Source organism: Ancylobacter radicis, assembly GCF_018449475.1.
Taxonomy (GTDB): domain Bacteria; phylum Pseudomonadota; class Alphaproteobacteria; order Rhizobiales; family Xanthobacteraceae; genus Ancylobacter; species Ancylobacter radicis.
In genome coordinates this window covers 62,084-86,232 of the sequence record NZ_JAHCQH010000014.1, presented here as the reverse complement: position 1 = coordinate 86,232, position 24,149 = coordinate 62,084, and the positions used below count along the sequence as shown (strand labels likewise).

The window sequence follows — 24,149 nt, the reverse complement described above, 5'->3', positions numbered from 1 at the left end:
GCAATCTTCGCGGCGTTTTCGCGGCAGACTATCACAGCACCGCCGCGATGCCCGGCAGCATCGGCACGAAGCGGACGGGACCCAGTTCGCGCCGCTCCAGCCCGGTGGCGCCACGGGCGAAACGCACCAGCATCTGCGTCTCATGCGCCGGCCCCACGGGGGCGACGAGGATGCCGTCCGGGCCAAGCTGCTCGAACAGCTCCGCCGGCACCTCCTCGACGGCCGCGGAGAGCAGGATACGGTCATAGGGCGCACGGGCCCCATAGCCGTGCCGCCCGTCGGCGATCACCACCTCGACATTGGCGAGGCCGAGCGCGTCGAGCCGGCGCGCGGCGGCATCGGCCAGCGTGCGGAACCGCTCCACGGTCACCACCTCGCGCACGACATGGCCGAGAATGGCGGCGGCATAGCCGCTGCCGGTGCCGATCTCCAGCACCCGGTGAGCGGGAGCGAGGTCGAGCGCCTGCGCCATCAGCGCCACCACGGCGGGCTGGCTGATGGTCTGGCCGCAATCGATCGGCAGCGCCTGATCGGCCCAGGCGAGCGGGCGGAAGGCGGGCTCGATGAACCGCTCGCGCGGCACCCGCTCCAGCGCGCTCATCACCGCGCGGTCGCGTATGCCGCGCTGGCGCAGCGCCAGCAGCAATTGCGCGCGCTCCAGCGCGTCATCGGGTTCGGTCATCGCGCGTCGGCTCCCGCCCCCTGCCCGCTCATGTCAGCGGGCGAAAAGCTGGGCGAGCTGCGTCATCATCGGCTCGTCGGTCATGTCGAAGCGCAGCGGCGTCACCGAGATGAAGCCCTCATCCAGCGCGTGAAGGTCGGAGCCGTTCACCGTCTCGAAGATGCGCTTCTCGAAGGCGATCCAGTAATAGGGATTGCCGCGCCCGTCGGCCCGCTGGTCGATGCGCAGCAGGTCTTGATTGCGCCGGCCCTGCGCGGTCACCGCGACGCCCCGCACCTCGCCCACCGGACGGTTGGGGAAGTTCACATTGATGACGACGCCCGGCGGGATGCCCTGCGCGAGCAAAGTGCGGATCACCTGCGGCCCGAAATGCTCGGCCACCGTATAAGGCGGTGCCTGGCGGGTCTCGAAGCCATAGGCCTGCGACAGGGCGACGGAGGGGATGCCGAGCACCGTGCCCTCCATGGCGCCCGCCACCGTGCCGGAATAGCCGACATCCTCGGCGACGTTCTGGCCGCGATTGACGCCGGAGAGCACGAGGTCGGGCTTGTGGTCCTTGAGGATGTGCCGGACCGCCATGATGACGCAGTCGGTCGGCGTGCCCTTCACGGCGAAACGCTTTTCCTCCACCTGCCGCAGCCGCAGCGGGTCGGACAGCGAGAGCGAATGCGACACGCCCGACTGGTCGGTCTCCGGCGCGACGATCCACACATCGTCCGAGAGCGCCCGCGCAATATTGGCGCAGGCCTCCAGCCCCGGCGCGTGGATGCCGTCATCGTTCGTCACCAGAATGCGCATCGGTCCTCCAACTCCTCTCAACGTCATGGCCGGGCATGTCCCGGTCCTCCACGTCTTTCACGGGCACCTCGGATCAGAAGGCGTGGATCCCCGGGCCGAGCCCGGGGATGACGGCCTTCTAGCGGGTCCGCCTCACCCGTCGATCCGCGTCAGCCCGCCCATATAGGGCACCAGCACGTCCGGCACCGTCACCGAGCCGTCCTCGTTCTGGTAGGTCTCGAGGATCGCCACCAGCGCACGCCCGACCGCGACGCCCGAGCCGTTGAGCGTGTGGACATAGCGCGGCGCCTTGGCGTCCTTCGCCCGGTAGCGCGCATTCATCCGGCGGGCCTGGAAGTCGGTGCAGGTCGAGACCGAGGAAATCTCGCGATAGGCGTTCTGGCCGGGCAGCCACACCTCGATGTCGAAGGTGCGCGCCGAGGCGAAGCCCATGTCGCCGGTGCAGAGCGTCACCACGCGGTGCGGCAGATCGAGCTTCTTCAGCACGTTCTGCGCGCAGGCGAGCATGCGCTCCTGCTCGTCCAGCGAGGTCTCGGGCGTGCAGATGGTGACCATCTCCACCTTGTTGAACTGGTGCTGGCGGATCATGCCGCGCGTATCGCGCCCCGCCGAACCGGCCTCGGCGCGGAAGCAGGGCGTCAGCGCGGTAAGGCGCATCGGCAGTTCTTCCTCGGAGAGGATGGACTGCGCGACGAGATTGGTCAGCGGCACTTCGGAAGTGGGGATGAGCCAGAGGTTGTTATAAGCGTAGAGGCGAGCCAATTCACTGAGTTTGCCCGCTTCTGCCTCGAGCTTCGCTATTTCTTCATCGGACAAATGGCGGACCGTGGAGAACTGATCGTCCCTGAACTTCGGCAACTGCGCGGTGCCGAACATCGCCTCGTCCTTCACCAGCACCGGCGGCGCGACCTCGGTGAGTCCGTGCTCGTCGACATGGGTGTTGATGAAGAACTGGCCGATGGCGCGCTCCAGCCGGGCAAGCTGGCTCTTGAGCACCACGAAGCGCGCGCCGGAGAGCTTGGCGGCGGCCTCGAAATCCATCTGGCCGAGCGCCTCGCCGATCTCGAAATGCTGCTTCGGCGTGAAGGCGTAAGTGCGCGGGGCACCGACGCGGTCGATCTCGACATTGTCGTGCTCGTCGGCGCCCTCCGGCACCACATCGAGCGGCGCGTTCGGGATGGCGGCGAGCTGGGTGTGAAGCTCCGCCTCGGCCGCCTTCACATCCTCTTCCAGCGCGGGAATATCGGTCTTCAGCGCGCCGACCTCGGCCATCAGCGCGTCGGCCTTGGCGTTGTCGCCGGCCTTCTTGGCGGCGCCGATCTCCTTGGAGGCGGCGTTGCGGCGGGCCTGAAGCTCCTCCAGCTTGACGATGCCGGCGCGGCGGCGCTCGTCGAGCGCGATCAGCCCGTCCACCAGCGCCTGCGCCTCACTCTCAGCCGTGCCACGGCGGGTGAGCGCGCGGACGAGCCCCTGAGGCTCCTCGCGGATCCATTTGATGTCGTGCATGGACGTCTCGCTTTCGCGTCTGATCGGCCCTGTGGCCCGTGCCGCAGGGGACTACCCAATGACGGCGCCGCCGACAAGAGCAGCGATCAATTGGGCGGAGATCGCACGGGCACGGATCAAACGCGACGCGCGGGACGCCCCTTACGCCACCGAGCCCTCGGTCGCCGCTTCGCGCGCGGCGCGCCGCTTCTCGATCATCCGCACCAGCACCACCGAGACCTCGTAGAGCAGCAGCGTCGGGATGGCGAGGCCGAGCTGGCTCACCACATCCGGCGGCGTCAGCACCGCCGCGACCACGAACACGCCGACAATCGCGTAGCGGCGGAACTTCTTGAGCTGGTCGGAGGAGACGACGCCGATCTGCGCCAGCAGCGTCAGGATCACCGGCAGCTGGAAACAGATTCCGAAGGCGAAGATCAACGTCATGATGAGCGAGAGATATTCGCTCACCTGCGGCAGCATGGAGATTTCCGGCGTATCGGGACCGGCCATCTGCTGCATGGAGAGGAAGTAGGTCATCGCCATCGGCATGGCGACGAAATAGACGAAGGCCGCGCCGATCAGGAAGCACACCGGCGTCGCCACCAAATAGGGGCGGAAGGCGTTCTTCTCGTGATTATAGAGGCCCGGCGCGACGAACATGTAGATCTGCGTCGCCACCACCGGGAAGGAGATGAACGCCGCGCCGAACATGCCGAGCTTGATCTGGGTGAACAGGAATTCCTGCGGCGCCGTGTAGATCAGCTTCACATGCTCGGTTCCCCCGGCCGCGAACTCATAGGGCCAGAGCAGGATATTGTAGATGAACTTGCCCAGCATGAAGCAGGCGAAGAAGGCAATGAAGAAGGCGATCAGCGACTTGATGAGCCGCGAGCGCAGCTCGATCAGGTGCTCGATGAGCGGGGCCTTGGAGGCGTCGATATCGTCCTGGCTCATGCGCCCGGCCCTTCATTGCCGGTAGTGCCGCCCGGCGCCTTCGCGGCACGGGACCGGGCGGAGGGAGAAGCCGGCGCCTTGGCCCGAACGCGCGGCTTGGCGGCAGGTTTGGCGGCGGATTCGGCAGCAGTTGGAGCGGTCGCGTCGAGATCGGCGACGGCTTGCGTCACCTCGGTCTCCGCGGCCGGCTTGCGGCGCGGCGCGCGCTTGGCCGGCGCGGCAGCCTCAGACGGCGCAGAGGCGGCAGAGCGCCGGGCCTTCGGCGCCTCGCTCGACGCGGGAGCCGAGGACGTGGCAGCGGGTGCCGGCGATGCCGCCGTTGCAGGCGCGGCCGAAGCAGAAGGCGCGGCGGCGGAAGTCGCGGCCGGTGCCGGCGAAGGCGTATCCAGCTTCGCGGTGGCGGCGCGGACCTCGTCCTCGATGGTCTCGAAGGCGTTGCTCTCCAGCTCCGTCGGCTCGGGCAGCAGCGCCTCGATCTCGCCCGCCGGCAGATCCTTGCGCTCGACCGGTGTCGAGGTCGCCTTCATCTCGGCGTCGAGATCCTGGAGCGGATTGGTCGGAAAGGCATTGGCGAGCGTCGAGCGCGCATTATCGGCCAGACCCGACAGATCGCTGCGCAGACCGCTGACGCTGTCCTTCAGGTCGGACAGCTCCGCCTCGCGCAGCGCCTCGTTGAACTGTCCCTGGAAATCGCCGGCCATGCGCCGCAGCTTGCCGATGCCCTGCCCCACCTTGCGCAGCACGGTCGGCAACTCTTTGGGGCCGATCACGACCAGCGCCACGACGCCGATCACCAGAAGTTCGGACCAGCCGATATCAAGCATAGGTTATGACGGGCCGCGCGAGGCGGCCCTCCCCGATCAAGAAGCCCGTAGAAACGGAATCAGCCGACCTTGGTCCGCTCGGCTTCCACGGTGGACTGGTGATCGAGCGAGCGCACCGGCTCGGACGGCTTGTCGGACTTGTCGTCGTCGTCCGCCATGCCCTTCTTGAACGCCTTGATGCCCTTGGCCGCATCCCCCATCAGCTCGGACAGCTTGCCGCGACCGAAGAGGAGGAGCACGACGACCAGCACGATGATCCAATGCCAGATGCTCAGCGAACCCATTTTACAACTCCCTGTCCGAGGCGCGGCCGGCCCCTAGCGGCGGCGCATCGCGATTGTGAGCGGACACTAGGGCCCGGTTGCGGCGAAGACAAGGACTTCAGCCGGGTCTATGTGCACGCCTACGTCATGACCACGCTGCAATCCCGCAACCGGCCGGCGACGGGCGACCAAAGGCATGTCCAGGCCCTCCACGGCGATCTCATAGAGATCAAGTTCCCCAAGGAAACGGTGGGCGGTAACCCGGCCCCGCACGCCCGATCCCGGCGCGCGAAGCTCCACCCCCTGCGGGCGGATGGCAACCGTCGCCTGGGCTCCCTCGGCGAGGCCGGGAGCGGGATATTCGCCGAGCGCCGTCCGCACCCGACCATCCCTGACGATACCGTCCACCTCGTTGATCTCGCTGAAGAAACGGGCGACGGCGAGGTCGGTCGGGCGGCGGTACAGCTCCTCCGGCGTGCCGATCTGGACGATCTCGCCACGACGCATCAGGGCGATGCGGTCGCCCAGCCGCATGGCTTCTTCCGGATCGTGGGTGACGATGATGCAGGTGGCCCGCGCCTCGCGCAGCACGCCCAGCGTCTGCGCCCGCACACTGCCGCGCAGGCGACTGTCGAGCCCTGAAAACGGTTCGTCCATAAGGAGAATGCCGGGGCGCGGCACGAGCGCGCGGGCGAGCGCCACGCGCTGCTGTTCGCCGCCCGAAAGCGCATGGGGATAATTCTGCGCCTGACCTTCCAGCCGCACCCGCGTCAGCGCCCGCAGCGCCTCCGCCCGCGCCTGCGCGGCGCTCAGCGCACGCAGCCCGAACGCGACGTTCTGCTCATTGGTGAGATGGGGAAACAGCGCATAATCCTGAAAGACGAGGCCGATGCTGCGCTTTTCCGGCGGCACGAAGACACCCGGCCCCGCCACCACCTTGGTGTCGAGCAGGATGCGCCCGGAACTGGGGGCCTCGATCCCGGCGATGAGACGCAGCAGCGTGGTCTTGCCGCAGCCGGACTGGCCGAGCAGGCACAGAATCTCCCCGGGCTCGACGGTGAGCGAGATGCCCCTCACCGATTCCGCCTCCCCATAGGCGTGGCGCACCTGATCCAGCGTCAGCCGGTTGGCAAGCGAGACCGGGGTACGAACCGCCATCTGGGACATGCGCGCCTTTCCTGTGCGAGGACGATCCCGGTCAGGCCTCGTCCTCGCCCTCCGCCTCCGGCTCGGGAGCGAAGGAGAGATCGAACTCCGGCTCGAGCGGATCCTCGTCATCCTTCAGCCCGGCATCGTCGCTGGGCAAGGGCACGGTTAAGCCGGCGGAGACGCGCGCGTCAATGAGCCCGGTGCCGCGCAACTCGTCGAGACCGGGCAGGTCCTGGATGGTGTCGAGGCCGAAATGCACGAGGAAGGTCTCCGTCGTGCCATAGGTCACCGGCCGCCCGGGGCTGCGTCGACGCCCGCGCATGCGCACCCAGCCGGCGGCGAGCAGCACGTCCAGCGTCCCCTTATTGGTGGAGACGCCGCGGATTTCCTCGATCTCCGCCCGCGTCACCGGCTGGTGGTAGGCGATGATGGCGAGCGTCTCCAGCCCGGCGCGGGAGAGCCGGCGCGGCTCGGGCTTGTCGCGGGCGAGCAGGAAGCCGAGGTCGGGGGCGGTGCGCAGCATCCATTTGCCGGCGACGCGCACGAGGTTGACCCCGCGCGGCGCGTAATCGGCGGCGAGCTCAGTCAGCAGCGACCGCAGGTCGGACCCCTCTGGCAGCCGGGCGGCAAGCGTTGCCTCGTCGAGCGGCTCGCCGGCGGCGAACAGCATGGCCTCAAGCAGACGCAGGCCGAACGCCCTCTCCGGCAGGGTGGCCTCGTGATCGGGCTGCGGCGCGCGCGCCGCTTCCGCGCTCATGCCCCCTCCCCGCCGGTCGAGCGGGATCGAATCCAGATGGGGGCGAAAGCCCCATCCTGCTGCACGTCGATCAAGCCTTCGCGCACCATTTCCAGGCTGGCCGAGAAGCTGGAAGCAAGCGCGGTCGCGCGCATCTTGGGATCGGCCATCCAGCCGAGAAGGAAGCCGTCGAGCCGCGCCCATTCGCCGCCGAGCGCAAGGCGTCCGATCAGCCGCTCCAGCCGCTCGCGCGCCTCGGCGAGGGAAATGACGCTGCGAGGGGTAAAGCGCACCTGCGAGAGCGCCATCTTCTGGCGCTGCGCGCCATAGGCGGCCAGCAGATCAAACAGCGTCGCCTCATAGATCTGGGCGCCGCCACTGCTCAGCGGCTCCGGCGCGCCACGAGGAAACACCTCATGGTCGATCCGGTCGCGCGTGGCGAGATGAGCGGCAGCGGCGCGAATCTGTTCCAGCCGGCGCAGGCGCTCGGTGAGGTCCGCCGCCAGATCGGCGGCACTCGGGCCCTCCTCGCGCGGCGGTTCCGGCAGCAGAAGACGCGATTTGAGATAGGCCAGCCAGGCCGCCATCACCAGATAATCGGCCGCCAGTTCAAGCCGGATGCGCCGGGCCTCGTCGACGAAGGTGAGATATTGCTCGGCCAGCTCCAGAATGGAGATGCGCGCGAGATCCACCTTCTGGGTGCGGGCGAGCGCCAGCAGCAGATCGAGCGGCCCCTCGAAGCCGTCCACATCGACGACGAGCGCAACCTCACCCGTCGGACGGGTGTCATCGGCATCGAAATCGAGCTGTTTCTGCTCCATGAAAGACCGCGGCTGGCGTTAGGACGCCGCGATCATATCCGAAAATCGAGCGCGCGCCTGCGTCGGCTCGCGGGCGGAGGGTATCTTGATCCGCTCCAGCGCCGCGGCACAACGCCGGGCCGCCTCGCCCGCCAGAAGCGGCGAAGCGGACGCGACCTCGCGCATCTCGTCAAGCCGGCCATTGCAATGCAGCGCAAGATCGCAGCCGGCGGCGAAGGAGGCTTCCGCGCGGCTTGCCAGCGTGCCGGCGAGTGCCCCCATGGAGAGGTCGTCGCTCATCAGCGCGCCGTCGAAGCCGATGAAACCGCGAATGACCTCGTCGATCACCCGCTTCGAGGTGGTCGCCGGCGTATCCGCATCGATGGCGGCATAAACGACATGAGCGGTCATGCCGAGCGGCAGGTCGGCCAGCAGCCGGAAGGCCTCGAAATCGGTGGCTTCCAGCTCGGCCCGCGCGGTCTCGACCACCGGGAGGCTCTCATGGCTGTCCGCGCGGGCGCGGCCATGGCCGGGAATGTGCTTGAGCACCGGCAGCACGCCGCCATCCATCAGCCCCGCGGCGGCGGCGCGGGCGAGCGGGGCGACGCGCTCGGGCGTCTCGCCATAGGCGCGGTCGCCGATGATGCCATGGCCTTCCGGCAGGCGCAGATCGGCGCAGGGCACACAGTCGACATTGATTCCGAGCGCCGCCAGATCATCGGCCATCAGCCGCGCGCCGAGCCGGGCCGCTTCCGCGCCTCGCGCCTCGCCTGCCGCGTCGGTCAGGCGGGCGAAGACATCCGCCGGCGGATAGACCGGCCAATGCGGCGGGCCGAGCCGCTGCACGCGCCCACCCTCCTGGTCGATCAGCACCGGCGCATCGGGACGCCCGACGATCGCGCGGAAGGCGCCCACCAGCGCGGCCACCTGCTCCGGGGTCTCCACGTTGCGGCGGAAGAGGATGAGACCCCAGGGATTGGTCTCGCGGAGGAAGGCGTCCTCCTCCGCGGTGAGATGCGTGCCGGCGCAGCCGGTAATGAAGGCGCGCGGCGCGGAACGGGCGGTCATGGATGCGTCTGCTTCGGTTCAGAGGTCAGTTGCGCTGGACCATGCAGTCGCCACCCTGCGAGCGCAGAGCCTGGCAGAGCGCGTTGGCATCGTCGCGATTGGCAAAGGAGCCGACCTGCGCCCGGTAATAGATGCCCCGGTCACCGAGATCGGCGCGGCGCACGGCCATTGATTGGCCGCCCAGCACGCCCGGATATTTCGCCTGCATGGAGCGCCAGGTCGCCTGCGCCTCCGCCTCGGAGCGTACCGAGGCGATCTGCACGACATAGGCGCCCGCCGCTGCCGGAGCGGAAGCGGCCGGAGCGGGGGCCGCGGCCACGCGTGCGGGGGTGTTCGGCGCATTGGGCACGATAGAGGGCGTCGCGGCGAGCGGCGTCGGGCTGGTCGAGACCGGCGCGCCCGAGCCGCTGCTGAGCGGAATCGGCGCCGACGCGGTCGGCTGGGCACCGGACTGCACCGAGGCGGAACCGGCAGGCACGGGACTGGCGGGCGCGTCCTCGACAATGCTGCCATCGGCCCGCACGGTGAGCGTGCGCACCCGCTTGGGCTCGGTGGCATTGGCGGAGGACGAGGCGCTCGGGCTCGGCGCGGGCTGGATGACACGCGGCTGCGGCTGGGCCGCCTGGCTCATATCGACCGGCTGCTCCTCGCTGGAGACGACGCGCTCATTGCCTGTCGGGGTGCTGCCGCCGACGCGGTCATAGATCAGCTTCTGGCCGTCGCTGCCCTGCTCCTGTGCCGGCTGGGCCGGCACGATCTTGTTCGGGCCCTGCTCGGCATGGATCACCGGCGCGTCGCCGGAGGTGGTCACCGTCCCGCGCGAGCCGGACATGACGACATAGCCGATGGCCACGCCGGTAACCGTCACGGCCAGGAGAGCGGCGACCATCATCAGTTTGCGGCGGTTGGGACGCGGTGCCTCCTCGCCGTCGAGTTCGTAATTCTGCTCGACGAACTCGTCCTCATCATAGGGCTCCTCCGCACTGGCCGAACGCCCATAATCATAGGCGTCGTCCCCGGCGGGGATTTCCCGTGCGGTGGCCGGAGACGGAGCCGCGCCAGATGAAGCAGCGCCACGCGCCATCCAGGCCGGCGGTGGCTCCGTCTCGGTGCGCGGGGTGGCCCGGCTGGCGGCACGCGGTTCGCTCCGAACCGGCTCGTCGGCCAGATCGAAGGGTTCCGACAGCGCGCGCGAGACAGCATCCGCCGCACTGTCTTCCACGGCACGGTCGAACGAGCGCGGCGCGGGCGCGCGCGGCGCGCTGGCATAGGGATCGATGCGCGCATCCGTCGGACGCGGCGCCGGGGCGCGCTCGGGCCGCACCATGGCACGGTTGAGATCGCGCGCCGTCTCCTCCAGCGAGGACCGGGCGGACGGCGCCGGGCGGCGCTGCGTCTCGGCGAACACATCCGCGGCGAGCGCGGCGAAAGAGGTTGGCGGCGCCGGACGCGCCGGCGCAGGAGAAGCGGCGCTCGGGCTCGGCGGCGCGGAGGGACGGGTCGACGCCGGACGGGGCGGCAGGGGCGCGCGCGCGGCAGAAGCGGCCGATGCCGGGGCCGGAGCCGCCGGGCGCGGAGCGGGACGCGCGGACTGGGTCTGACGCAGCAGATCCGCGAATTCGTCTTCCTGACCCATCAGGCGAGCGAGTTCGGCAAGCGGGTCCTCGGCCGGGCTTCCCTGCCGATTACGCGTCGTGTCGTTGGCCATGTTCACCGAACCTGTTCGCTGCGTCTCGCTACACACCCGCCGGACGGCGGCACATCGGCGGCGGCAGGTCGGATGTTACACCCAGACGCCTCAGGACGAAGCGCGCGCTACGCGACTCGCTCACCGCATTTCTTTTGGAGCATCGACTCCAAGAATCGAAAGTCCTGAAGCGATGATCAGCGCGACCGCATGCACAAGGGCCAGCCGCGCGTAGGTCAAGTTTCGATCATCTTCGATAATGAAGCGTAAATGTGGCCGATCTTTTCCGCGACTCCACTGTCCATGCAGCGCGCTGGCAAGATCGTAGAGGTAAAAGGCAACACGGTGCGGCTCGCGCGCGCCGGCCGCCTGCTCGATCAGGCGGGGATAGGCGGCGATCAGCTTGACGAGGCCGATTTCCCCTTCGTCATCAAGGCGCGCAAGATCGGCCGCGGCAAAGGCCGCCGGGTCCTGCGGCATGTCGGGGAACGCCTCCTGCGCATTGCGCAGGATCGAGGACGCCCGCGCATGGGCGTATTGCACATAGAACACTGGATTATCGCGCGACTGCTCGATCACCTTGGCGAGATCGAAGTCGAGCACCGCGTCGTTCTTGCGGTACAGCATCATGAAGCGCACGGGATCGACACCGACCTCGTCGACCACGTCACGCAGCGTGACGAAGGTGCCGGAACGCTTCGACATCTTGACCGGCTCGCCATTGCGCAGCAGGCGCACGAGCTGGCAGATTTCGACGTCGAGGCTCCCCTCGCCCGCCGTGGCCGCCTTCACCGCCGCCTGCATGCGCTTGATGTAGCCGCCATGATCGGCGCCCCAGACGTCGATCATCTGCTTGAAGCCGCGATCGAACTTGTCCTTGTGATAGGCGATGTCGGCGGCGAAGTAGGTATAGGTGCCATCCGACTTGACAAGCGGGCGGTCGATCTCGTCACCGAACCCGGTGGCGCGGAACAGCGTCTGCTCGCGGTCTTCCCAGTCCTCCACCGGAGCGCCCTTGGGCGGGGGAAGGCTACCCTGATAGACCAGATCACGGGCCCGCATATCGTCGAGCAGGCGGTCGATGATCGAGGCGTTGCCACCGCTCCGGGCATGCAGCGTGCGCTCGGAAAAATAAGTGTCGAAGCGAATGTTGAGGGCCGCCAGATCGGTGCGGATCATCCCCATCATCGCGTCGATGGCCACGGCGCGCACCAGCGGCAGCCAGTCGGCCTCGGGCTTGTCCAGCAGCGTGTTGGCGTATTTGACCACCAGCGCCTTGCCGACCGGCACGAGATAATCGCCCGGATAAAGCCCCTCGGGAATGGTGATGGCCTCGCCCAGCACCTCGCGGTAGCGCAGATAGGCGGAGCGGGCCAGCACATCGACCTGCGCGCCGGCATCGTTGATGTAATATTCGCGCGTCACGTCATAGCCGGCGAAGGCCAGAAGATTGGCCAGCGCGTCGCCGAACACCGCGCCGCGGCAATGGCCGACATGCATCGGGCCGGTCGGATTGGCCGAGACATATTCGACATTCACTTTTGCCGCCGTACCGAGCGCCGAGCGGCCGAAATCGGCGCCGGAGGCCAGCGTCGCGGCCAGCACGCGCGGCCAATAGGCGAGGTCCAGCGCAATGTTGATAAAGCCGGGACCGGCCACATCGACGCGGGCGACGCCAGCGACGGCGCCCAGCTTTTCGGCCAGCTTGTCCGCAAGATCGCGCGGCTTCATCCGCGCGTCCTTCGCCAGCACCATCGCCGCATTGGTGGCAAGGTCGCCATGGCTAGCGTCGCGCGGCGGCTCGACCACGACGCGCGCGACATCGAGCCCGTCGGGCAGCACGCCCTCCGTGCCGAGCTGACGCACGGCGTCACGGACATGGTCGGCGAAGATGGCGAACAGGTTCATCGCAGGACGCTCTCGGCTCGGCGCGTCGGCCCGCAGGGCCGGAAGGGACGGCCGCTGCCGCTACCGCAGTTCCGGAACGCTGTCAAAGAGCCGGGCGTGCTCGGCCAGCGCATAGCGGTCGGTTTGCCCCGCGATGAAGTCGGCGATTCGCCGCGCCCGTGCCGCCTCGGTCCGGTTGGCGACGCTGGCGCGCCACTCCTCGGGCAGGGCGGCCGTGTCCTCCATGTAGCGGTGGAAGAGATCGCGCACCACCTCGCCCGCCGCGTTCATCTCCTGCATGACGCGCGGGTGGCGGTACATGCGCGGAAACAGGAACGCCTTGATCGCCCGTTCGGCCTCGGCGAGAGCCGCCGAAAAGCCCACCAGCGCGCCGTTCAGCCGGCGCACCTCATCCGCGCTGGCCGGCGCGGCGAGGGTGGCTCGGCGGCGCGTCTCGGCGACCACGTCCTCGATCAGCGCGGTGATCATCCGGCGGCCGATCTCATGGGTGAAGCGCGCCCGATCCATGGCCGGAAAGGCGCGGCGGATATCGGCGATGATGTCGCCGACCAACGGCAGGCCGGAAAATTCATCGAGGTCGAACAGGCCGGCGCGCAAGCCGTCATCGAGATCGTGCACGTCATAGGCGATGTCGTCGGAAATGGCGGCGACCTGCGCTTCGGCGGAAGCCCAGCTCCACAGCCACAGATCCTGCCTCTCGGCGTGAACCTCGATCGCGTGCGGCAACGGCCCTTCCAGCGGGCCGTTGTGCTTCACGATTCCCTCATGGGTCTCCCAGGAGAGGTTCAGGCCATCGAACAGCGGGTAGCGATTCTCCAGCCGCGTGACCACGCGCAGTGACTGGGCGTTGTGATCGAAGCCGCCATAGGCCGCCATGCAGACGTCCAGCACCCGCTCGCCGGCATGGGCAAAGGGCGGATGGCCAAGGTCGTGCGACAGCGCCAGCGCCTCGGCGAGATCCTCGTCGAGCCCGAGCGCGCGAGCGAGCGAGCGCGCCACCTGCACCACTTCCAGCGTGTGGGTCAGGCGGGTTCGGTAATGGTCGCCTTCATGATAGGAAAAGACCTGCGTCTTGTAGGCGAGCCGGCGAAAGGCCGAGGAATGGATGATCCGGTCCGCGTCGCGGCGGAACGCGCTGCGCCCGCCGCCTTCCGATTCGGGATGGATGCGGCCGCGACTTTCCTCCGCAAAGGAGGCCCACGCCACGCGCGGCTGTGCTCCGGCCACCGCCATGCGCGTATCTCCCCTGCGTCCAGCCCCTTTGACTCGGGGGCGGCAGCACTTAACTATTCAGCCAAGTCATATTCAACCCGAAGGCCGTGAGATGAGCGCAAGCCCCCTGATGCCGGAAGCTTCTCCCGAGCCCGCCCCCCTTTCCGCCCCGAGCCTCGGCGTCACGGCCAGTGCCGCGCGACGCATCGGCGAGATCCTGAAGGGCGAGGCGGACGACGCCATGCTGCGCGTGAGCGTGGAGGGCGGCGGCTGCTCCGGCTTCCAGTACAAGTTCGACGTGACGCGCGAGCGCGAGGCGGACGACATACTGATCGCGCAGGGCGACGCCCGCGTGGTCATCGACCCCGTCTCGCTCGACTACATGTCGGGTTCCCAGCTCGACTTTGTCGATGACCTGATCGGCGCCTCCTTCCGCATCAGCAATCCGCACGCCACCTCCTCCTGCGGCTGCGGCACCAGCTTCGCCCTGTGATGCGTCCGGTCGGCGTGCTCTGCGCCATTCCGCAGGAACTTGCTTATCTGGCCGATAATCTGACCGCCGCCACCCTCTCCGAGGCGGCGGGGATGCGCTTTCATGCCGGCCGGCTCGACGGCCAGCCGGTGGTGCTGGCGCGGGCCGGCATGGGCAAGGTCAACGCCGCCATCGCCGCGACGCTGCTGATCGAGCGTTTCGGCTGCCGGCTCGTCATGTTTTCCGGCATTGCCGGCGGCCTCGACCCGGCGCTGGCGATTGGCGATGTGGTGATCGCGGACCACGTGATCCAGCACGATGCCGGCTATACGTCGGAACAGGGCTTCACCGTCTATCAGGCGGGATACCTGCCCTTCTTCAGCGCATATGAAGGGCTCGGGCACAGCGCGGATGAGGCGCTGATGGCACGCGTGCGCGCCGTCCTGGCCGACATGGCGCTCTCGCCGCTCTCCGCCGGCGATCCCGACCGTCCGCCGCGCCTGCATTTCGGGCGGGTGCTGACCGGCGATCAGTTCGTCAACAGCGAGAGCCTACGCCGGCGCCTGTACGAGGAGCTGGGCGGGCTGGCGGTGGAAATGGAAGGCGCCGCCATGGCGCAGGCCTGCGCCGCCTTTGGCGTGCCGTGGCTGGTTATCCGCGCCCTGTCGGATCTTGCCGGCAATGAATCGCATTTCGATTTCCGCCAGTTCGTCGACGAGGTGGCGCTGTCCTCGGCGCTGATCGTGCGCCGGCTGCTGCCGGTGCTGTAAGCTCGCGCTCCGATTCACCTTATTTCCGCAGGCTCCCGATGCGCATCGCCACCTGGAACGTCAATTCCGTCCGCCTGCGGCTGGACAATACGCTGGCCTGGCTGAAGGAACGCCAGCCCGACATTGTCTGTCTTCAGGAGATCAAGTGCCAGGACGAGCAGTTTCCGCGCGAGGCCTTCGAGGCGGCCGGCTACAATGTCGCGGTGCACGGCCAGAAGGGGTTCAACGGCGTCGCCGTGCTCTCCCGCCTGCCCTTCGACGAGGTGACGACCGGCCTTCCGGGAGACGATGAGGACGTGCAGTCCCGTTTCATCGAGGTGGTCGTCTCGGCGCCCGAAGGCGCGGTGCGGGTTTGCGGAATCTATCTGCCCAATGGCAATCCGGTCGGGACGGAGAAATATCCCTACAAGCTCGGCTGGATGGCCCGGCTGAAGGACCATGTCGCCGCGCGCCTCACCCTTGAGGAGCCGCTTGTCGTGTGCGGCGACTACAATGTCATCCCCGAAGCCGAGGACGCGGCCAACCCGCAGGCCTGGGTGAATGACGCGCTGTTTCTGCCGCAGACCCGCGCCGCCTTCCGCGAACTGCTCAATCTCGGCCTGACCAACGCGCTGCGCGCCTCGACCGACGAGGCGGGTCTCTACAGCTTCTGGGATTATCAGGCCGGCGCCTGGCAGCGGAACAACGGTATCCTGATCGACCATCTCCTGCTTTCGCCGCAGGCGGCCGACCGGCTGAAGGCGGTGGGCATCGACAAGCATGTGCGCGGCTGGGAGAAGCCCTCCGACCATGTGCCGGTCTGGGCGGATCTGGCCGTCGGCGTGTAGGAGCCGCGCGCCGATAGCGTCATCCCGGACGTCGGCAGGCCGAGCCGGGACGTTGCCGGGATGGAGAGCGATGCCGCCTCAGCGGCTGGTCTTCATATATTGTTCGAGATAGACCAGCGCCATGGCCCGCTCGTCCGAGCTCGCCGTGGTGAACGCTTCCTCATAGAGGTCGACCACCCATTTGTCCTCGGGGCCCGCCGCCGCATCGCGGGCCAGCGTCAGCCACATCAGGCCGCGCGCGCCCTGCCGGGGAATGCCGTCATCCCCCCGGAACAGCAGGCCGCCCAGCGCCGCCTGCGCCTGATACTGCCCCTTGTGAGCGGCAAGGCCGAGCCAGCGCGCGGCAAAGCGCGGATCACGGTCGACCCCGTCGCCGTCGATATAGAGCCGGGCGAGGTGATACTGCGCGTCGGGATCGCCGAAATAGGAGGCCGCATAGGCGAACATGTCCCGCGCGCGGGTGGCGTCGCGACGCACCTTGTTGGGGATGCCGACCAGATAATAGCCGCCGAGCGCGACGAACGCGTCAGCCACGAAACGCGCCTGCGGGGCCGACGGATTGTCGTCGGCATGCATGTTGGCGATCTGGGTGAAATACTCGAACGCCTTGATGTCGTTGCGCTCGACGCCCTCGCCCTCGGCATACATGCGCCCGAGCTTCCACTGCGCGCCGGCATGGCCCTGATCGGCGGCGTAGCGCAGGGAATCGATGCCCTTCTCCATGTCGCCCGAGCGCAGCGCCTGCGCCCCGAAGCGCACGACTTCCTCAAGCGGGCGGACGCCGGCGCCGGGCGTCACACCTTTCGGCAGCGCCGGCGCGGCCGAGGCCGTGTCGGGAGAGCCATCAAAAGCGCGCGCGGGCGCGGGCGCAAGCGCCATCAGGGCGCCGGCCAGCACAAGGCCCCCAAGGGCGAAAAGGGATGGGCGCTCAGATATCTGCATAGCACGATGTCTCTGCCGCGCCGCCGGGATGGGTGACCGCCCCGTCACGGGCGGGGCCCACGGCCTGCGCGAACTTCCAGATGGCCCCCGAGCCGACGGGCGACGGACGGGGCTTCCACTGCGCCTTGCGGGCGGTGAGTTCCTCGTCCGAGAGCGCCACGTCCAGCGTGCCCTCGATAGCGTCGATGGTGATGATGTCGCCGTCGCGGATCAGCCCGATCGGCCCGCCGACCGCCGCCTCCGGCCCGACATGGCCGATGCAGAAGCCGCGCGTGGCGCCGGAGAAACGACCATCGGTGATCAGCGCCACCTTGTCGCCGGCGCCCTGACCATAGAGCGCGGCGGTGGTGGACAGCATTTCCCGCATGCCGGGACCGCCCTTCGGCCCCTCATAGCGGATAACCAGCACGTCGCCATCCTGATAGGCGCGCTGGGTCACCGCCTCGAAACAGGCTTCCTCGCCGTCGAAGCAGCGGGCCGGGCCGGAAAACTTCAGGTTCTTGAGGCCCGCCACCTTCACGATGGCGCCGTCGGTGGCGAGGTTGCCCTTGAGGCCGACCACGCCGCCGGTGACGGTGATGGGATCATTGGCGGGGCGCACCACGTCCTGATGCGGGTTCCATTTCACCGAGGCGAGGTTCTCGGCAATGGTGCGGCCGGTCACGGTCAGGCAGTCGCCATGCAGGAAGCCATGCTCCAGCAGGGTCTTCATCAGCAGCGGAATGCCGCCCGCCTCGAACATGTCCTTGGCGACATAACGCCCGCCGGGCTTGAGATCGGCGATGTAGGGCGTGCGCTTGAAGATCTCGGCGACGTCGAACAGGTCGAACTTGATGCCGGCCTCATGCGCCATGGCCGGCAGATGCAGAGCGGCATTGGTCGAACCGCCCGAGGCGGCGACCACGGTCGCGGCATTCTCCAGCGCCTTCAGCGTGACGATGTCGCGCGGGCGGATGTTGCGGGCGATGAGATCCATGATCTGCTCGCCCGCCGCCATGCAGAACCGGTCGCGGATTTCATACGGCGCCGGCGCACCGGCCGAATAGGGCAGCGCGAGGCCGATCGCCTCGGACACGGTCGCCATGGTGTTGGCGGTGAATTGGGCGCCGCAGGCCCCGGCCGAGGGACAGGCGACCTGCTCCAGTTCGTCGAGATCATCGTCGGACATCAGCCCGACCGAGTGCTTGCCGACGGCCTCGAACATGTCCTGCACGGTCACCGGCTGGCCACGGAAGGAGCCCGGCAGGATGGAACCGCCATAGATGAAGATCGACGGCACGTTGAGGCGCAGCATCGCCATCATCATGCCCGGCAGCGACTTGTCGCAGCCGGCGAGGCCGACCAGCGCGTCATAGGCATGGCCGCGAATGGTGAGCTCGACACTGTCGGCGATCACCTCGCGCGAGGCCAGCGAGGCCTTCATGCCCTCATGGCCCATGGCGATGCCGTCGGTGACGGTGATGGTGCAGAATTCGCGCGGCGTGCCGGCGGCAGCAGACACGCCCTTCTTCACCGCCTGCGCCTGGCGCATCAGCGAGATGTTGCAGGGCGCCGCCTCGTTCCAGCAGGAGGCCACGCCGACCAGCGGCTGGTGAATCTGCTCGCGGGTCAGGCCCATCGCGTAGAGATAGGACCGGTGCGGAGCGCGGGACGGGCCCTCCGTCACATGCCGGCTCGGCAGGTTCCGCTTGTCGATGATGGTCCTGACGTCCATTTTCTTATGCGCATCCCGGCAGACGAGGGCTTATCGGACACTACTCTCCCCCGTCTATCCGTCGGATTTCGTGCCGGTTTGTGGCGGCTTCACGGCATCGGCGGCTTCGGTTCCGGTTATGGTTGCGAATGCGTGACACTGTTGCCGTCGCGACACGTCTTTAGAACCGTCCCGGCCCGCGACCGGGTGCGCCGTGAACTTCGAAAATCTCGTTTAATACACGGAAAAATAAGGGATATATCCAGATGCGCCGTTTCTGGTTCGCCGCCGCCCTGCTCAGCCTGTCCGGCCTCGCCCCTACCGTCGCGCTCGCGCAGGATTGTACCGACGCGACCCAGATGGGGCTCGATGAATGTGCCGGCGCCGCGTACAAAAAGGCGGATGCGGAACTCAATGCCGTCTATGGCAAGATCGTCGCCCGCATCGGACCGGACGCGGCCACCAGGGCGGGCCTCGTCAAGGCGCAAAAGGCGTGGATCGCCTTCCGCGACGCCGAGTGCGCGTTTCGCGCCTCGGGGACCGTGGGCGGCAGCCTCTATCCGATGGCCCTCGCATTGTGTCTGGCAGAGATGACAACGCAGCGGGTCGCCGGGCTTGCCCCCCTGCTTGCCTGCCGGGAAGGCGACACATCCTGTCCGGTGCCGCCCGCCAACTAAACGCCCGCGCCCTCAATCGGCGGCGCTTCGGGTCCAGGTGGCCGAGACGATGTTCGGCATGTGGCGGATGCGCATGATGATCGCGTCCAGCTCGGCAATGCGAACCGAGGTATTCACCAGCGTGGCGCGGAGTTCGACCATTCCGTCGGGCCGGTCCTGCGGCTCTATGACGTCGATCGGGAAATGCGCGGCCTCCAGGAGGGCTGCCAGCTTGCCTTGCAATTCGCTGGCGGCGTCGGCGCGCACCACGGCACTGACGCCATAGGTGGCCTCTGTCGCCTCCTCCGAGCGCGGTGCCCGCTCCAGCACCGTCACCAGCGGCCGCAGCATCGTATTGCCGGCCAGCACGAACAAGGTGAGCAGGATCGCCTGTGCGACCAGGTCCGCGCCGGCACAGGCGCCGACCGCCGCCGAGCACCACAGCGTCGCCGCCGTGTTGAGGCCGCGAATATTCGCGCCCTCCTTCATGATCACGCCGGCGCCGAGAAAGCCGATGCCGGAGACCACATAGGCGACCACACGCACCGCCCCTTCTGGCCCGCTCAGATGCATCGCCATGTCGACGAACTGGCAGGCGCCGATGGCGACCAGCACATTGGTGCGCAGCCCGGCGGTGCGCTGGCGGTATTGCCGCTCGGCGCCGATCACCGTGCCGAGCGCGAAGGCCACCGCAAGGCTGATGAAGGTCGAGAGAAAATCTCCCGCCTCGAAACTCTCGATGAACGGCATGAGCCCCCCGGCGCGCCCGATAGTGGTGATGGCAGGGCGCGCGCAGCCGCCGCCCTGCCCCGGTTTCAGGCCACCCGACCGAGACGCGCCAGCGCCTCGCGGATCTTCGCCGCGCGGGCCTCGGCGGCATCGCGCCGCTCGCGCTGCTCCTCGATCACCTCTTCCTTGGCGCGGGCGAGGAAATCGCGGTTGTTCAGCTTGGCGTCGACCTTGGCGATGTCATCGCTGGCCTTGCCAAGCTCCTTGGTGAGGCGCGCGGCCTCCGCATCCAGATCGATGACGCCGGCCAGCGGCAGCGCCGCCGTCTCGCCGCGCACCACAATCTGCACGGCGCCGGCCGGCGCCTCCGCCTCGAAACTGATGGCGGAGACGCGCGCCAGACGCATCAGCACGTCGCTCCAGATGCCGACGCGCCGGCGCACCTCGTCGCCCGCGCCGACCAGCACGAGCGGAAGCTGCGCCCCGGCGGGAACGTTCATCTCGGCCCGCACCGAGCGGATTTCCGTCACCAGGTCGATCAGCCAGCCGATCTCGGCCTCCGCCTCCGGCGCCTCAAGATTGCTCAGCACCGACCACGGCGCGAGCGCCAGCAGCCCCTCGCGCGGCGCCCCGCCCTCGGCCGTGCGGGTCCACAGCTCCTCCGTGAGGAAGGGCATGAAGGGGTGCAGCAGCTTGAGGATTTCGTCGAGCACGAAGGCGGCGGTGGCGCGGGTCTCGGCCTTCCAGCCCTCGTCCGCGCCCATGAAGACGGGCTTGGCGAGTTCCAGATACCAGTCGCAATAGATGTTCCACACGAAGCGGTAGGCCGCGCCCGCCGCCTCGTTGAACCGGTAGGCACTGACGGCGGCGGTGATCTCCTCGCCCGCCTTCTGCGTCTCGCCGAGAATCCAGCGGTTCAGCGTGGTGGAGACCTTGGCGGGGTCGAAGGCCGGGTCACGCCCGCAGCCATTCATCTCGGCAAAGCGCGCCGCGTTCCAGAGCTTGGTCGCGAAGTTGCGATAGCCCTCGACACGGGAGGTGGCGAGCTTGATGTCGCGCCCCTGCGCCGCCATCGCCGCCAGCGTGAAGCGCAGCGCGTCCGCACCGTACTGGTTGATGAGGTCGAGCGGGTCGATGACGTTGCCCTTGGACTTCGACATCTTGGCGCCCTTCTCGTCGCGGACGAGGGCGTGGATGTAGACGTCCTTGAACGGGATCTCGCCGTCCATGAAGTGCAGGCCCATCATCATCATCCGGGCGACCCAGAAGAAGATGATGTCGAAGCCGGTGATCAGCACCGAGGTCGGGTAATAGCGCGCCACCTCGGCCGTCTCGTCCGGCCAGCCGAGCGTCGAGAAGGGCCAGAGAGCGGAGGAGAACCAGGTGTCGAGCACGTCCTCGTCACGGGTGATGAGCGCGGCCCGCTTCTCCGGGTTGTCGGCCAGTTCGCGCGCCTCGACATCGGTGATGATGCCCGCCTGCACGCAATGGGCGAGCGCGGCGGCGACCGCCTCCTCTTCCGTCTCCTCGACGAAGACCGTGCCGTCCGGCCCGTACCAGGCCGGAATCTGGTGGCCCCACCAGAGCTGGCGCGAGACGCACCAGGGCTGGATGTTCTCCAGCCACTCGAAATAGGTCTTCTCCCAGTTCTTCGGGATGAAGCTCGTGCGCCCCTCGCGCACCGCCTTGAGCGCCGGCTGCGCCAGCGTGTGGGCGTCGACATACCACTGGTCGGTCAGCCAGGGCTCGATGACGACATTGGAACGGTCGCCATGCGGCACCATGTGGAGGTGCGGCTCGATCTTGTCGACGAGACCGCGCTCCTCCATCAGCGCGACGACCGCCTTGCGCGCCGCCTCGCGGCTCTGGCCGTCGAGGCCGAGCACGATGTCGAGTTCTCCACCCGCCAGCGCCCCGGCGAGGAACTCCTCATTGCCGGCGAGCGTCAGCCGCGCCTCGGAATCGAGGATGTTGATCATCGCCAGCGAATGGCGGCGGCCGACCTCGAAATCGTTGAAGTCATGCGCCGGGGTGATCTTGACCGCGCCGGTGCCCTTGGTCGGATCGGAATACTCGTCCGGCACGATGGGAATCAGCCGGCCGACCAGCGGCAGGCGCACCTTGGCGCCGGCGGCGACGAGGCCGATATAGCGGGGATCCTCGGGATGCACGGCGACCGCCGTGTCGCCCAGCATCGTCTCCGGGCGCGTGGTGGCGACGACGATGTAGTCGCGGGTCTCGAACTCGGTCGGCTGGCCGTCCTCATCGAAGGCGACCGGGTGGTCATAGGTCACGCCGTCGGCCAAGGGGTAGCGGAAGTGCCAGAGATGGCCCTTCACCTCGACCTGAATCACCTCAAGGTCGGAAATGGCCGACTGGAACTTGGGGTCCCAGTTCACCAGCCGCTTGTCCTTGTAGATCAGCCCCTGCTTGTAGAGGCGGACGAACACCTTGAGGACGGCGCGCGACAACCCCTCATCCATGGTGAAGCGTTCGCGCGACCAGTCGCAGGACGCGCCGAGCTTCTTCAGCTGGTTGATGATGGTGCCGCCGGACTCGTCCTTCCACGTCCAGACACGCTCGACGAAGGCCTCGCGGCCCATCTCGCGGCGGCCGGGAAGCTGGCGCTCGGCAAGCTGGCGCTCGACCACCATCTGCGTGGCGATGCCGGCATGGTCGGTGCCGACCTGCCACAGCACGTCCTTGCCGCGCATCCGCTCGAAGCGGCAGAGAATGTCCTGCAGCGTGTTGTTGAGCGCGTGCCCCATATGGAGCGAGCCGGTCACGTTCGGCGGCGGGATGACGATGCAGTAGGGCTCGGCGCCTACACGATCCGCCCGTCCGGCCTTGAACGCCTCGCCATCCACCCAGCTCTGGTAGATGCGGTCTTCGACTGCGGCGGGATCGAACCTGTTTTCGAGCATTTTGGCTCCGGCACCTCGTTTCGATGGGTGCGAGAGAAAGCGGAGCCGGGCCGCCAAGTCAACACAGGACGGCCAAGTCACTCAGATGGCGGGCCCGGTGGGCCGGTTCGGACCCACCTAGCCTGAGGGGATCACTGCCCCTGGCGGGACACGCGCTCGATCTCCGCCCGCACCAGCCGCTCGACCAGGGCCGGCAGGTTCTCGTCGAGCCATTCCTTCAGCATCGGCCGGATCGCCTCGGTGACGAGATCGTCCACCGTGCGCGAATTGGACGCCACGGTCCGCGCCAGCGTGCCGAAGGCGGTGGAAACGGCGGTCGTGGTCGAGCCGGACACAAGCCGCTGCGGCGCAGCATCGGCCGCAGGCGCGGGCGTGGACATGTGCGCAGGCTCGGTGGGGCGCGCCGAGGGGAGGAAGCGCGGTTCGGCGCGGGGCTCGGGGCGACGCTCATCCACCAGTTCGGAGGCGGCGGAGCGCGAAACGGGGGCAGGCTTCGCTTGCATGTCGGCGTTCTCCGGAACGGACGGGATTTCGTGTGGGCGGGAGACCTCCATCGTTGCGGCCTCCTGCCGTGGCGTCTCGGCGGGCGGCGCCACGAAGGCAGCCGGCGGAACATCGGCGACGAATTCCTCCGGCGCCGGCTCTGCGTCCATCATCGGCCGAGTCTCGTCCGAATCGGCGGTAGCGGCTTCCAGCACGGCATCGTTCGACATGATCGCCAGTTCGGCCTGCACCGCCTGCTCGACCAGATCGAGATCGAGCAGCGCCGCCGCCAGACGTTCGTCCTGATCGACCACTTCCACCGCGACGGGCGCCGCGGCAACCGCGCGCACCGCAGCCGTGGCCGCCGCCTGCCGGGCAAGCGAGGGGCGCGGCGCCGGGGCGGATAGCGGCTCGGGCCGAGCGGAGCGGAGCGGAGGCGCGGCCTCCTCGGCCAGTGCCGCAGAGCCGGCCGGGCGGCGGCGGGCCGCGAAAGGATCGGTGGAGGGGGTCCGCCCGAGCGGGGCGTAGCTCGAATAGGCGGGACGGGACGCCTCGGCGCGTGGGGTCTCGGCGCGCGGGGTCTCTACACGCAAGGACTCGGCGCGCGCTGCATTCATGCCGCCGCGCGAGACGAAGGGAGGCAGATCGGGAGCGGTTCGCTGATCCTCAGGAGCCGGGGCAACGTCGTCGAAGGCCTCGGCTTCCGTCAGCGAAAGCGCGGAACCTGCCGCATCAGCCCCGAGTCGGCTGGAAGCCGGATGCTCGTCGCCGACGGCGCGCATCGGCACGGCGGACGACGATGCGTCACGCGAGCCGCTCGCCACTTCGTCCGAGATGATGCGCCGGATGGAGGCGAGAATCTCTTCCATGGATGGCTCGCTCGCCCTCGCGCTCGCTGACATGCGCTGGATCCCGATCTTTGACACAACTGGCGCGGGAGCGAGGGCGTGCGACCGGCACGAATCACTCGTTAACGCTTCATGAATATGGCACCGCATCAAGCGGCGCGCCACGCACGACAGGGTTGTCTCTGTGGATGAAAAAACGGGCCGGCATGAGCCGGCCCGCGCGAAAAATCAGATGA

Annotated in this window: 22 protein-coding genes; 4 read left to right on the top strand and 18 right to left on the bottom strand. The window is 68.2% G+C overall.

What is annotated here, in order from left to right; genetic code table 11:
* Positions 1–31 precede the first annotated feature (31 nt).
* The 13 genes from KIP89_RS03480 to KIP89_RS03420 all read right to left on the bottom strand — a co-directional run bounded on the left by KIP89_RS03480 (position 32) and on the right by KIP89_RS03420 (position 13,590).
* On the bottom strand, positions 32–682 hold the full coding sequence (locus tag KIP89_RS03480) for a protein-L-isoaspartate(D-aspartate) O-methyltransferase (protein ID WP_213754023.1): 651 nt from the start codon (positions 680–682) through the stop codon (positions 32–34).
* Between the two features lie 33 nt (positions 683–715).
* Positions 716–1,480, bottom strand: coding sequence for a 5'/3'-nucleotidase SurE (gene surE / locus KIP89_RS03475; protein WP_213754022.1), 765 nt, complete (start codon positions 1,478–1,480; stop codon positions 716–718).
* A 132-nt stretch (positions 1,481–1,612) separates the two neighbouring features.
* Positions 1,613–2,986, bottom strand: coding sequence for a serine--tRNA ligase (gene serS / locus KIP89_RS03470; protein ID WP_213754021.1), 1,374 nt, complete (start codon positions 2,984–2,986; stop codon positions 1,613–1,615).
* A 141-nt stretch (positions 2,987–3,127) separates the two neighbouring features.
* Complete coding sequence (gene tatC, locus KIP89_RS03465) at positions 3,128–3,922, bottom strand: twin-arginine translocase subunit TatC (RefSeq protein WP_213754020.1); 795 nt, start codon at positions 3,920–3,922, stop codon at positions 3,128–3,130.
* The gene (tatB, locus tag KIP89_RS03460; protein WP_213754019.1) at positions 3,919–4,746 is read right to left on the bottom strand and encodes a Sec-independent protein translocase protein TatB; all 828 of its coding nucleotides are present in this window, start codon (positions 4,744–4,746) and stop codon (positions 3,919–3,921) included. The genes tatC and tatB overlap by 4 nt, the downstream gene beginning before the upstream one ends.
* Positions 4,747–4,805: 59 nt before the next feature.
* Complete coding sequence (locus KIP89_RS03455; protein ID WP_213754018.1) at positions 4,806–5,030, bottom strand: twin-arginine translocase TatA/TatE family subunit; 225 nt, start codon at positions 5,028–5,030, stop codon at positions 4,806–4,808.
* A gap of 66 nt (positions 5,031–5,096) precedes the next feature.
* A complete protein-coding gene (locus tag KIP89_RS03450; RefSeq protein WP_213754017.1) occupies positions 5,097–6,176 on the bottom strand; it encodes an ABC transporter ATP-binding protein in 1,080 nt (359 codons plus the stop codon).
* A gap of 31 nt (positions 6,177–6,207) precedes the next feature.
* The gene (gene scpB / locus KIP89_RS03445; protein ID WP_213754016.1) at positions 6,208–6,915 is read right to left on the bottom strand and encodes an SMC-Scp complex subunit ScpB; all 708 of its coding nucleotides are present in this window, start codon (positions 6,913–6,915) and stop codon (positions 6,208–6,210) included.
* A complete protein-coding gene (locus KIP89_RS03440; protein ID WP_213754015.1) occupies positions 6,912–7,715 on the bottom strand; it encodes a segregation and condensation protein A in 804 nt (267 codons plus the stop codon). The genes scpB and KIP89_RS03440 overlap by 4 nt, the downstream gene beginning before the upstream one ends.
* Positions 7,716–7,733: 18 nt before the next feature.
* Positions 7,734–8,762: a beta-N-acetylhexosaminidase gene (gene nagZ, locus KIP89_RS03435; RefSeq protein ID WP_213754014.1), complete on the bottom strand. Its 1,029-nt coding sequence runs from the start codon at positions 8,760–8,762 to the stop codon at positions 7,734–7,736.
* Positions 8,763–8,787: 25 nt separating this feature from the next.
* The gene (locus KIP89_RS03430) at positions 8,788–10,470 is read right to left on the bottom strand and encodes an SPOR domain-containing protein (RefSeq protein WP_213754013.1); all 1,683 of its coding nucleotides are present in this window, start codon (positions 10,468–10,470) and stop codon (positions 8,788–8,790) included.
* A gap of 120 nt (positions 10,471–10,590) precedes the next feature.
* Positions 10,591–12,357 (bottom strand): arginine--tRNA ligase, encoded by a 1,767-nt coding sequence (gene argS / locus KIP89_RS03425; RefSeq protein WP_213754012.1) that lies wholly within the window; start codon positions 12,355–12,357, stop codon positions 10,591–10,593.
* Positions 12,358–12,417: 60 nt separating this feature from the next.
* Positions 12,418–13,590: a deoxyguanosinetriphosphate triphosphohydrolase gene (locus KIP89_RS03420; protein ID WP_213754011.1), complete on the bottom strand. Its 1,173-nt coding sequence runs from the start codon at positions 13,588–13,590 to the stop codon at positions 12,418–12,420.
* 109 nt (positions 13,591–13,699) lie between these two features.
* Between KIP89_RS03420 and KIP89_RS03415 the strand changes: the two genes are divergently transcribed.
* Genes KIP89_RS03415 through xth form a run of 3 tightly spaced genes read left to right on the top strand, consistent with a single transcriptional unit; the run spans position 13,700 to position 15,638 of the window.
* Positions 13,700–14,062 carry a HesB/IscA family protein gene (locus KIP89_RS03415; RefSeq protein WP_213754494.1) on the top strand — a complete coding sequence of 121 codons (363 nt, stop codon included), beginning with the start codon at positions 13,700–13,702 and terminating at the stop codon, positions 14,060–14,062.
* Complete coding sequence (locus KIP89_RS03410; protein ID WP_213754493.1) at positions 14,062–14,811, top strand: 5'-methylthioadenosine/adenosylhomocysteine nucleosidase; 750 nt, start codon at positions 14,062–14,064, stop codon at positions 14,809–14,811. The genes KIP89_RS03415 and KIP89_RS03410 overlap by 1 nt, the downstream gene beginning before the upstream one ends.
* Before the next feature lie 38 nt (positions 14,812–14,849).
* Positions 14,850–15,638: an exodeoxyribonuclease III gene (xth, locus tag KIP89_RS03405; protein ID WP_213754010.1), complete on the top strand. Its 789-nt coding sequence runs from the start codon at positions 14,850–14,852 to the stop codon at positions 15,636–15,638.
* Between the two features lie 78 nt (positions 15,639–15,716).
* Here xth and KIP89_RS03400 read toward each other — a convergent pair whose 3' ends face one another.
* Positions 15,717–16,580 carry a tetratricopeptide repeat protein gene (locus KIP89_RS03400; protein ID WP_213754009.1) on the bottom strand — a complete coding sequence of 288 codons (864 nt, stop codon included), beginning with the start codon at positions 16,578–16,580 and terminating at the stop codon, positions 15,717–15,719.
* On the bottom strand, positions 16,567–18,294 hold the full coding sequence (gene ilvD, locus KIP89_RS03395; protein WP_213754008.1) for a dihydroxy-acid dehydratase: 1,728 nt from the start codon (positions 18,292–18,294) through the stop codon (positions 16,567–16,569). The genes KIP89_RS03400 and ilvD overlap by 14 nt, the downstream gene beginning before the upstream one ends.
* A gap of 245 nt (positions 18,295–18,539) precedes the next feature.
* On the opposite strand from ilvD, the gene KIP89_RS03390 reads away from it, so the two are divergent.
* The gene (locus tag KIP89_RS03390; protein ID WP_213754007.1) at positions 18,540–18,950 is read left to right on the top strand and encodes a lysozyme inhibitor LprI family protein; all 411 of its coding nucleotides are present in this window, start codon (positions 18,540–18,542) and stop codon (positions 18,948–18,950) included.
* Between the two features lie 12 nt (positions 18,951–18,962).
* Here the strand turns inward: KIP89_RS03390 and KIP89_RS03385 are convergent, their stop codons facing one another.
* From KIP89_RS03385 to KIP89_RS20090, 3 genes are all read right to left on the bottom strand, one after another.
* Positions 18,963–19,679: an MgtC/SapB family protein gene (locus KIP89_RS03385; protein WP_213754006.1), complete on the bottom strand. Its 717-nt coding sequence runs from the start codon at positions 19,677–19,679 to the stop codon at positions 18,963–18,965.
* Positions 19,680–19,744: 65 nt separating this feature from the next.
* Positions 19,745–22,582 (bottom strand): valine--tRNA ligase, encoded by a 2,838-nt coding sequence (locus KIP89_RS03380; RefSeq protein ID WP_213754005.1) that lies wholly within the window; start codon positions 22,580–22,582, stop codon positions 19,745–19,747.
* Between the two features lie 131 nt (positions 22,583–22,713).
* Positions 22,714–23,934: a DUF2497 domain-containing protein gene (locus KIP89_RS20090; protein WP_369807038.1), complete on the bottom strand. Its 1,221-nt coding sequence runs from the start codon at positions 23,932–23,934 to the stop codon at positions 22,714–22,716.
* Positions 23,935–24,149: the final 215 nt, after the last annotated feature.

Excerpts from the sequence above, each read along its gene's own strand:
- tatC (WP_213754020.1), bottom strand. The coding sequence starts at position 3,922 with ATGAGCCAGGACGATATCGACGCCTCCAAGGCCCCGCTCATCGAGCAC.
- KIP89_RS03480 (WP_213754023.1), bottom strand. The coding sequence starts at position 682 with ATGACCGAACCCGATGACGCGCTGGAGCGCGCGCAATTGCTGCTGGCG.
- KIP89_RS03390 (WP_213754007.1), top strand. The coding sequence starts at position 18,540 with ATGCGCCGTTTCTGGTTCGCCGCCGCCCTGCTCAGCCTGTCCGGCCTC.
- argS (WP_213754012.1), bottom strand. The coding sequence starts at position 12,357 with ATGAACCTGTTCGCCATCTTCGCCGACCATGTCCGTGACGCCGTGCGT.
- KIP89_RS03415 (WP_213754494.1), top strand. The coding sequence starts at position 13,700 with ATGCCGGAAGCTTCTCCCGAGCCCGCCCCCCTTTCCGCCCCGAGCCTC.
- KIP89_RS03430 (WP_213754013.1), bottom strand. The coding sequence starts at position 10,470 with ATGGCCAACGACACGACGCGTAATCGGCAGGGAAGCCCGGCCGAGGAC.
- KIP89_RS03455 (WP_213754018.1), bottom strand. The coding sequence starts at position 5,030 with ATGGGTTCGCTGAGCATCTGGCATTGGATCATCGTGCTGGTCGTCGTG.
- KIP89_RS03380 (WP_213754005.1), bottom strand. The coding sequence starts at position 22,582 with ATGCTCGAAAACAGGTTCGATCCCGCCGCAGTCGAAGACCGCATCTAC.
- KIP89_RS03440 (WP_213754015.1), bottom strand. The coding sequence starts at position 7,715 with ATGGAGCAGAAACAGCTCGATTTCGATGCCGATGACACCCGTCCGACG.
- KIP89_RS03385 (WP_213754006.1), bottom strand. The coding sequence starts at position 19,679 with ATGCCGTTCATCGAGAGTTTCGAGGCGGGAGATTTTCTCTCGACCTTC.
- KIP89_RS20090 (WP_369807038.1), bottom strand. The coding sequence starts at position 23,934 with ATGGAAGAGATTCTCGCCTCCATCCGGCGCATCATCTCGGACGAAGTG.
- KIP89_RS03410 (WP_213754493.1), top strand. The coding sequence starts at position 14,062 with ATGCGTCCGGTCGGCGTGCTCTGCGCCATTCCGCAGGAACTTGCTTAT.
- nagZ (WP_213754014.1), bottom strand. The coding sequence starts at position 8,762 with ATGACCGCCCGTTCCGCGCCGCGCGCCTTCATTACCGGCTGCGCCGGC.
- KIP89_RS03400 (WP_213754009.1), bottom strand. The coding sequence starts at position 16,580 with ATGCAGATATCTGAGCGCCCATCCCTTTTCGCCCTTGGGGGCCTTGTG.
- surE (WP_213754022.1), bottom strand. The coding sequence starts at position 1,480 with ATGCGCATTCTGGTGACGAACGATGACGGCATCCACGCGCCGGGGCTG.
- tatB (WP_213754019.1), bottom strand. The coding sequence starts at position 4,746 with ATGCTTGATATCGGCTGGTCCGAACTTCTGGTGATCGGCGTCGTGGCG.
- KIP89_RS03420 (WP_213754011.1), bottom strand. The coding sequence starts at position 13,590 with ATGGCGGTGGCCGGAGCACAGCCGCGCGTGGCGTGGGCCTCCTTTGCG.
- scpB (WP_213754016.1), bottom strand. The coding sequence starts at position 6,915 with ATGAGCGCGGAAGCGGCGCGCGCGCCGCAGCCCGATCACGAGGCCACC.
- KIP89_RS03450 (WP_213754017.1), bottom strand. The coding sequence starts at position 6,176 with ATGTCCCAGATGGCGGTTCGTACCCCGGTCTCGCTTGCCAACCGGCTG.
- xth (WP_213754010.1), top strand. The coding sequence starts at position 14,850 with ATGCGCATCGCCACCTGGAACGTCAATTCCGTCCGCCTGCGGCTGGAC.
- serS (WP_213754021.1), bottom strand. The coding sequence starts at position 2,986 with ATGCACGACATCAAATGGATCCGCGAGGAGCCTCAGGGGCTCGTCCGC.
- ilvD (WP_213754008.1), bottom strand. The coding sequence starts at position 18,294 with ATGGACGTCAGGACCATCATCGACAAGCGGAACCTGCCGAGCCGGCAT.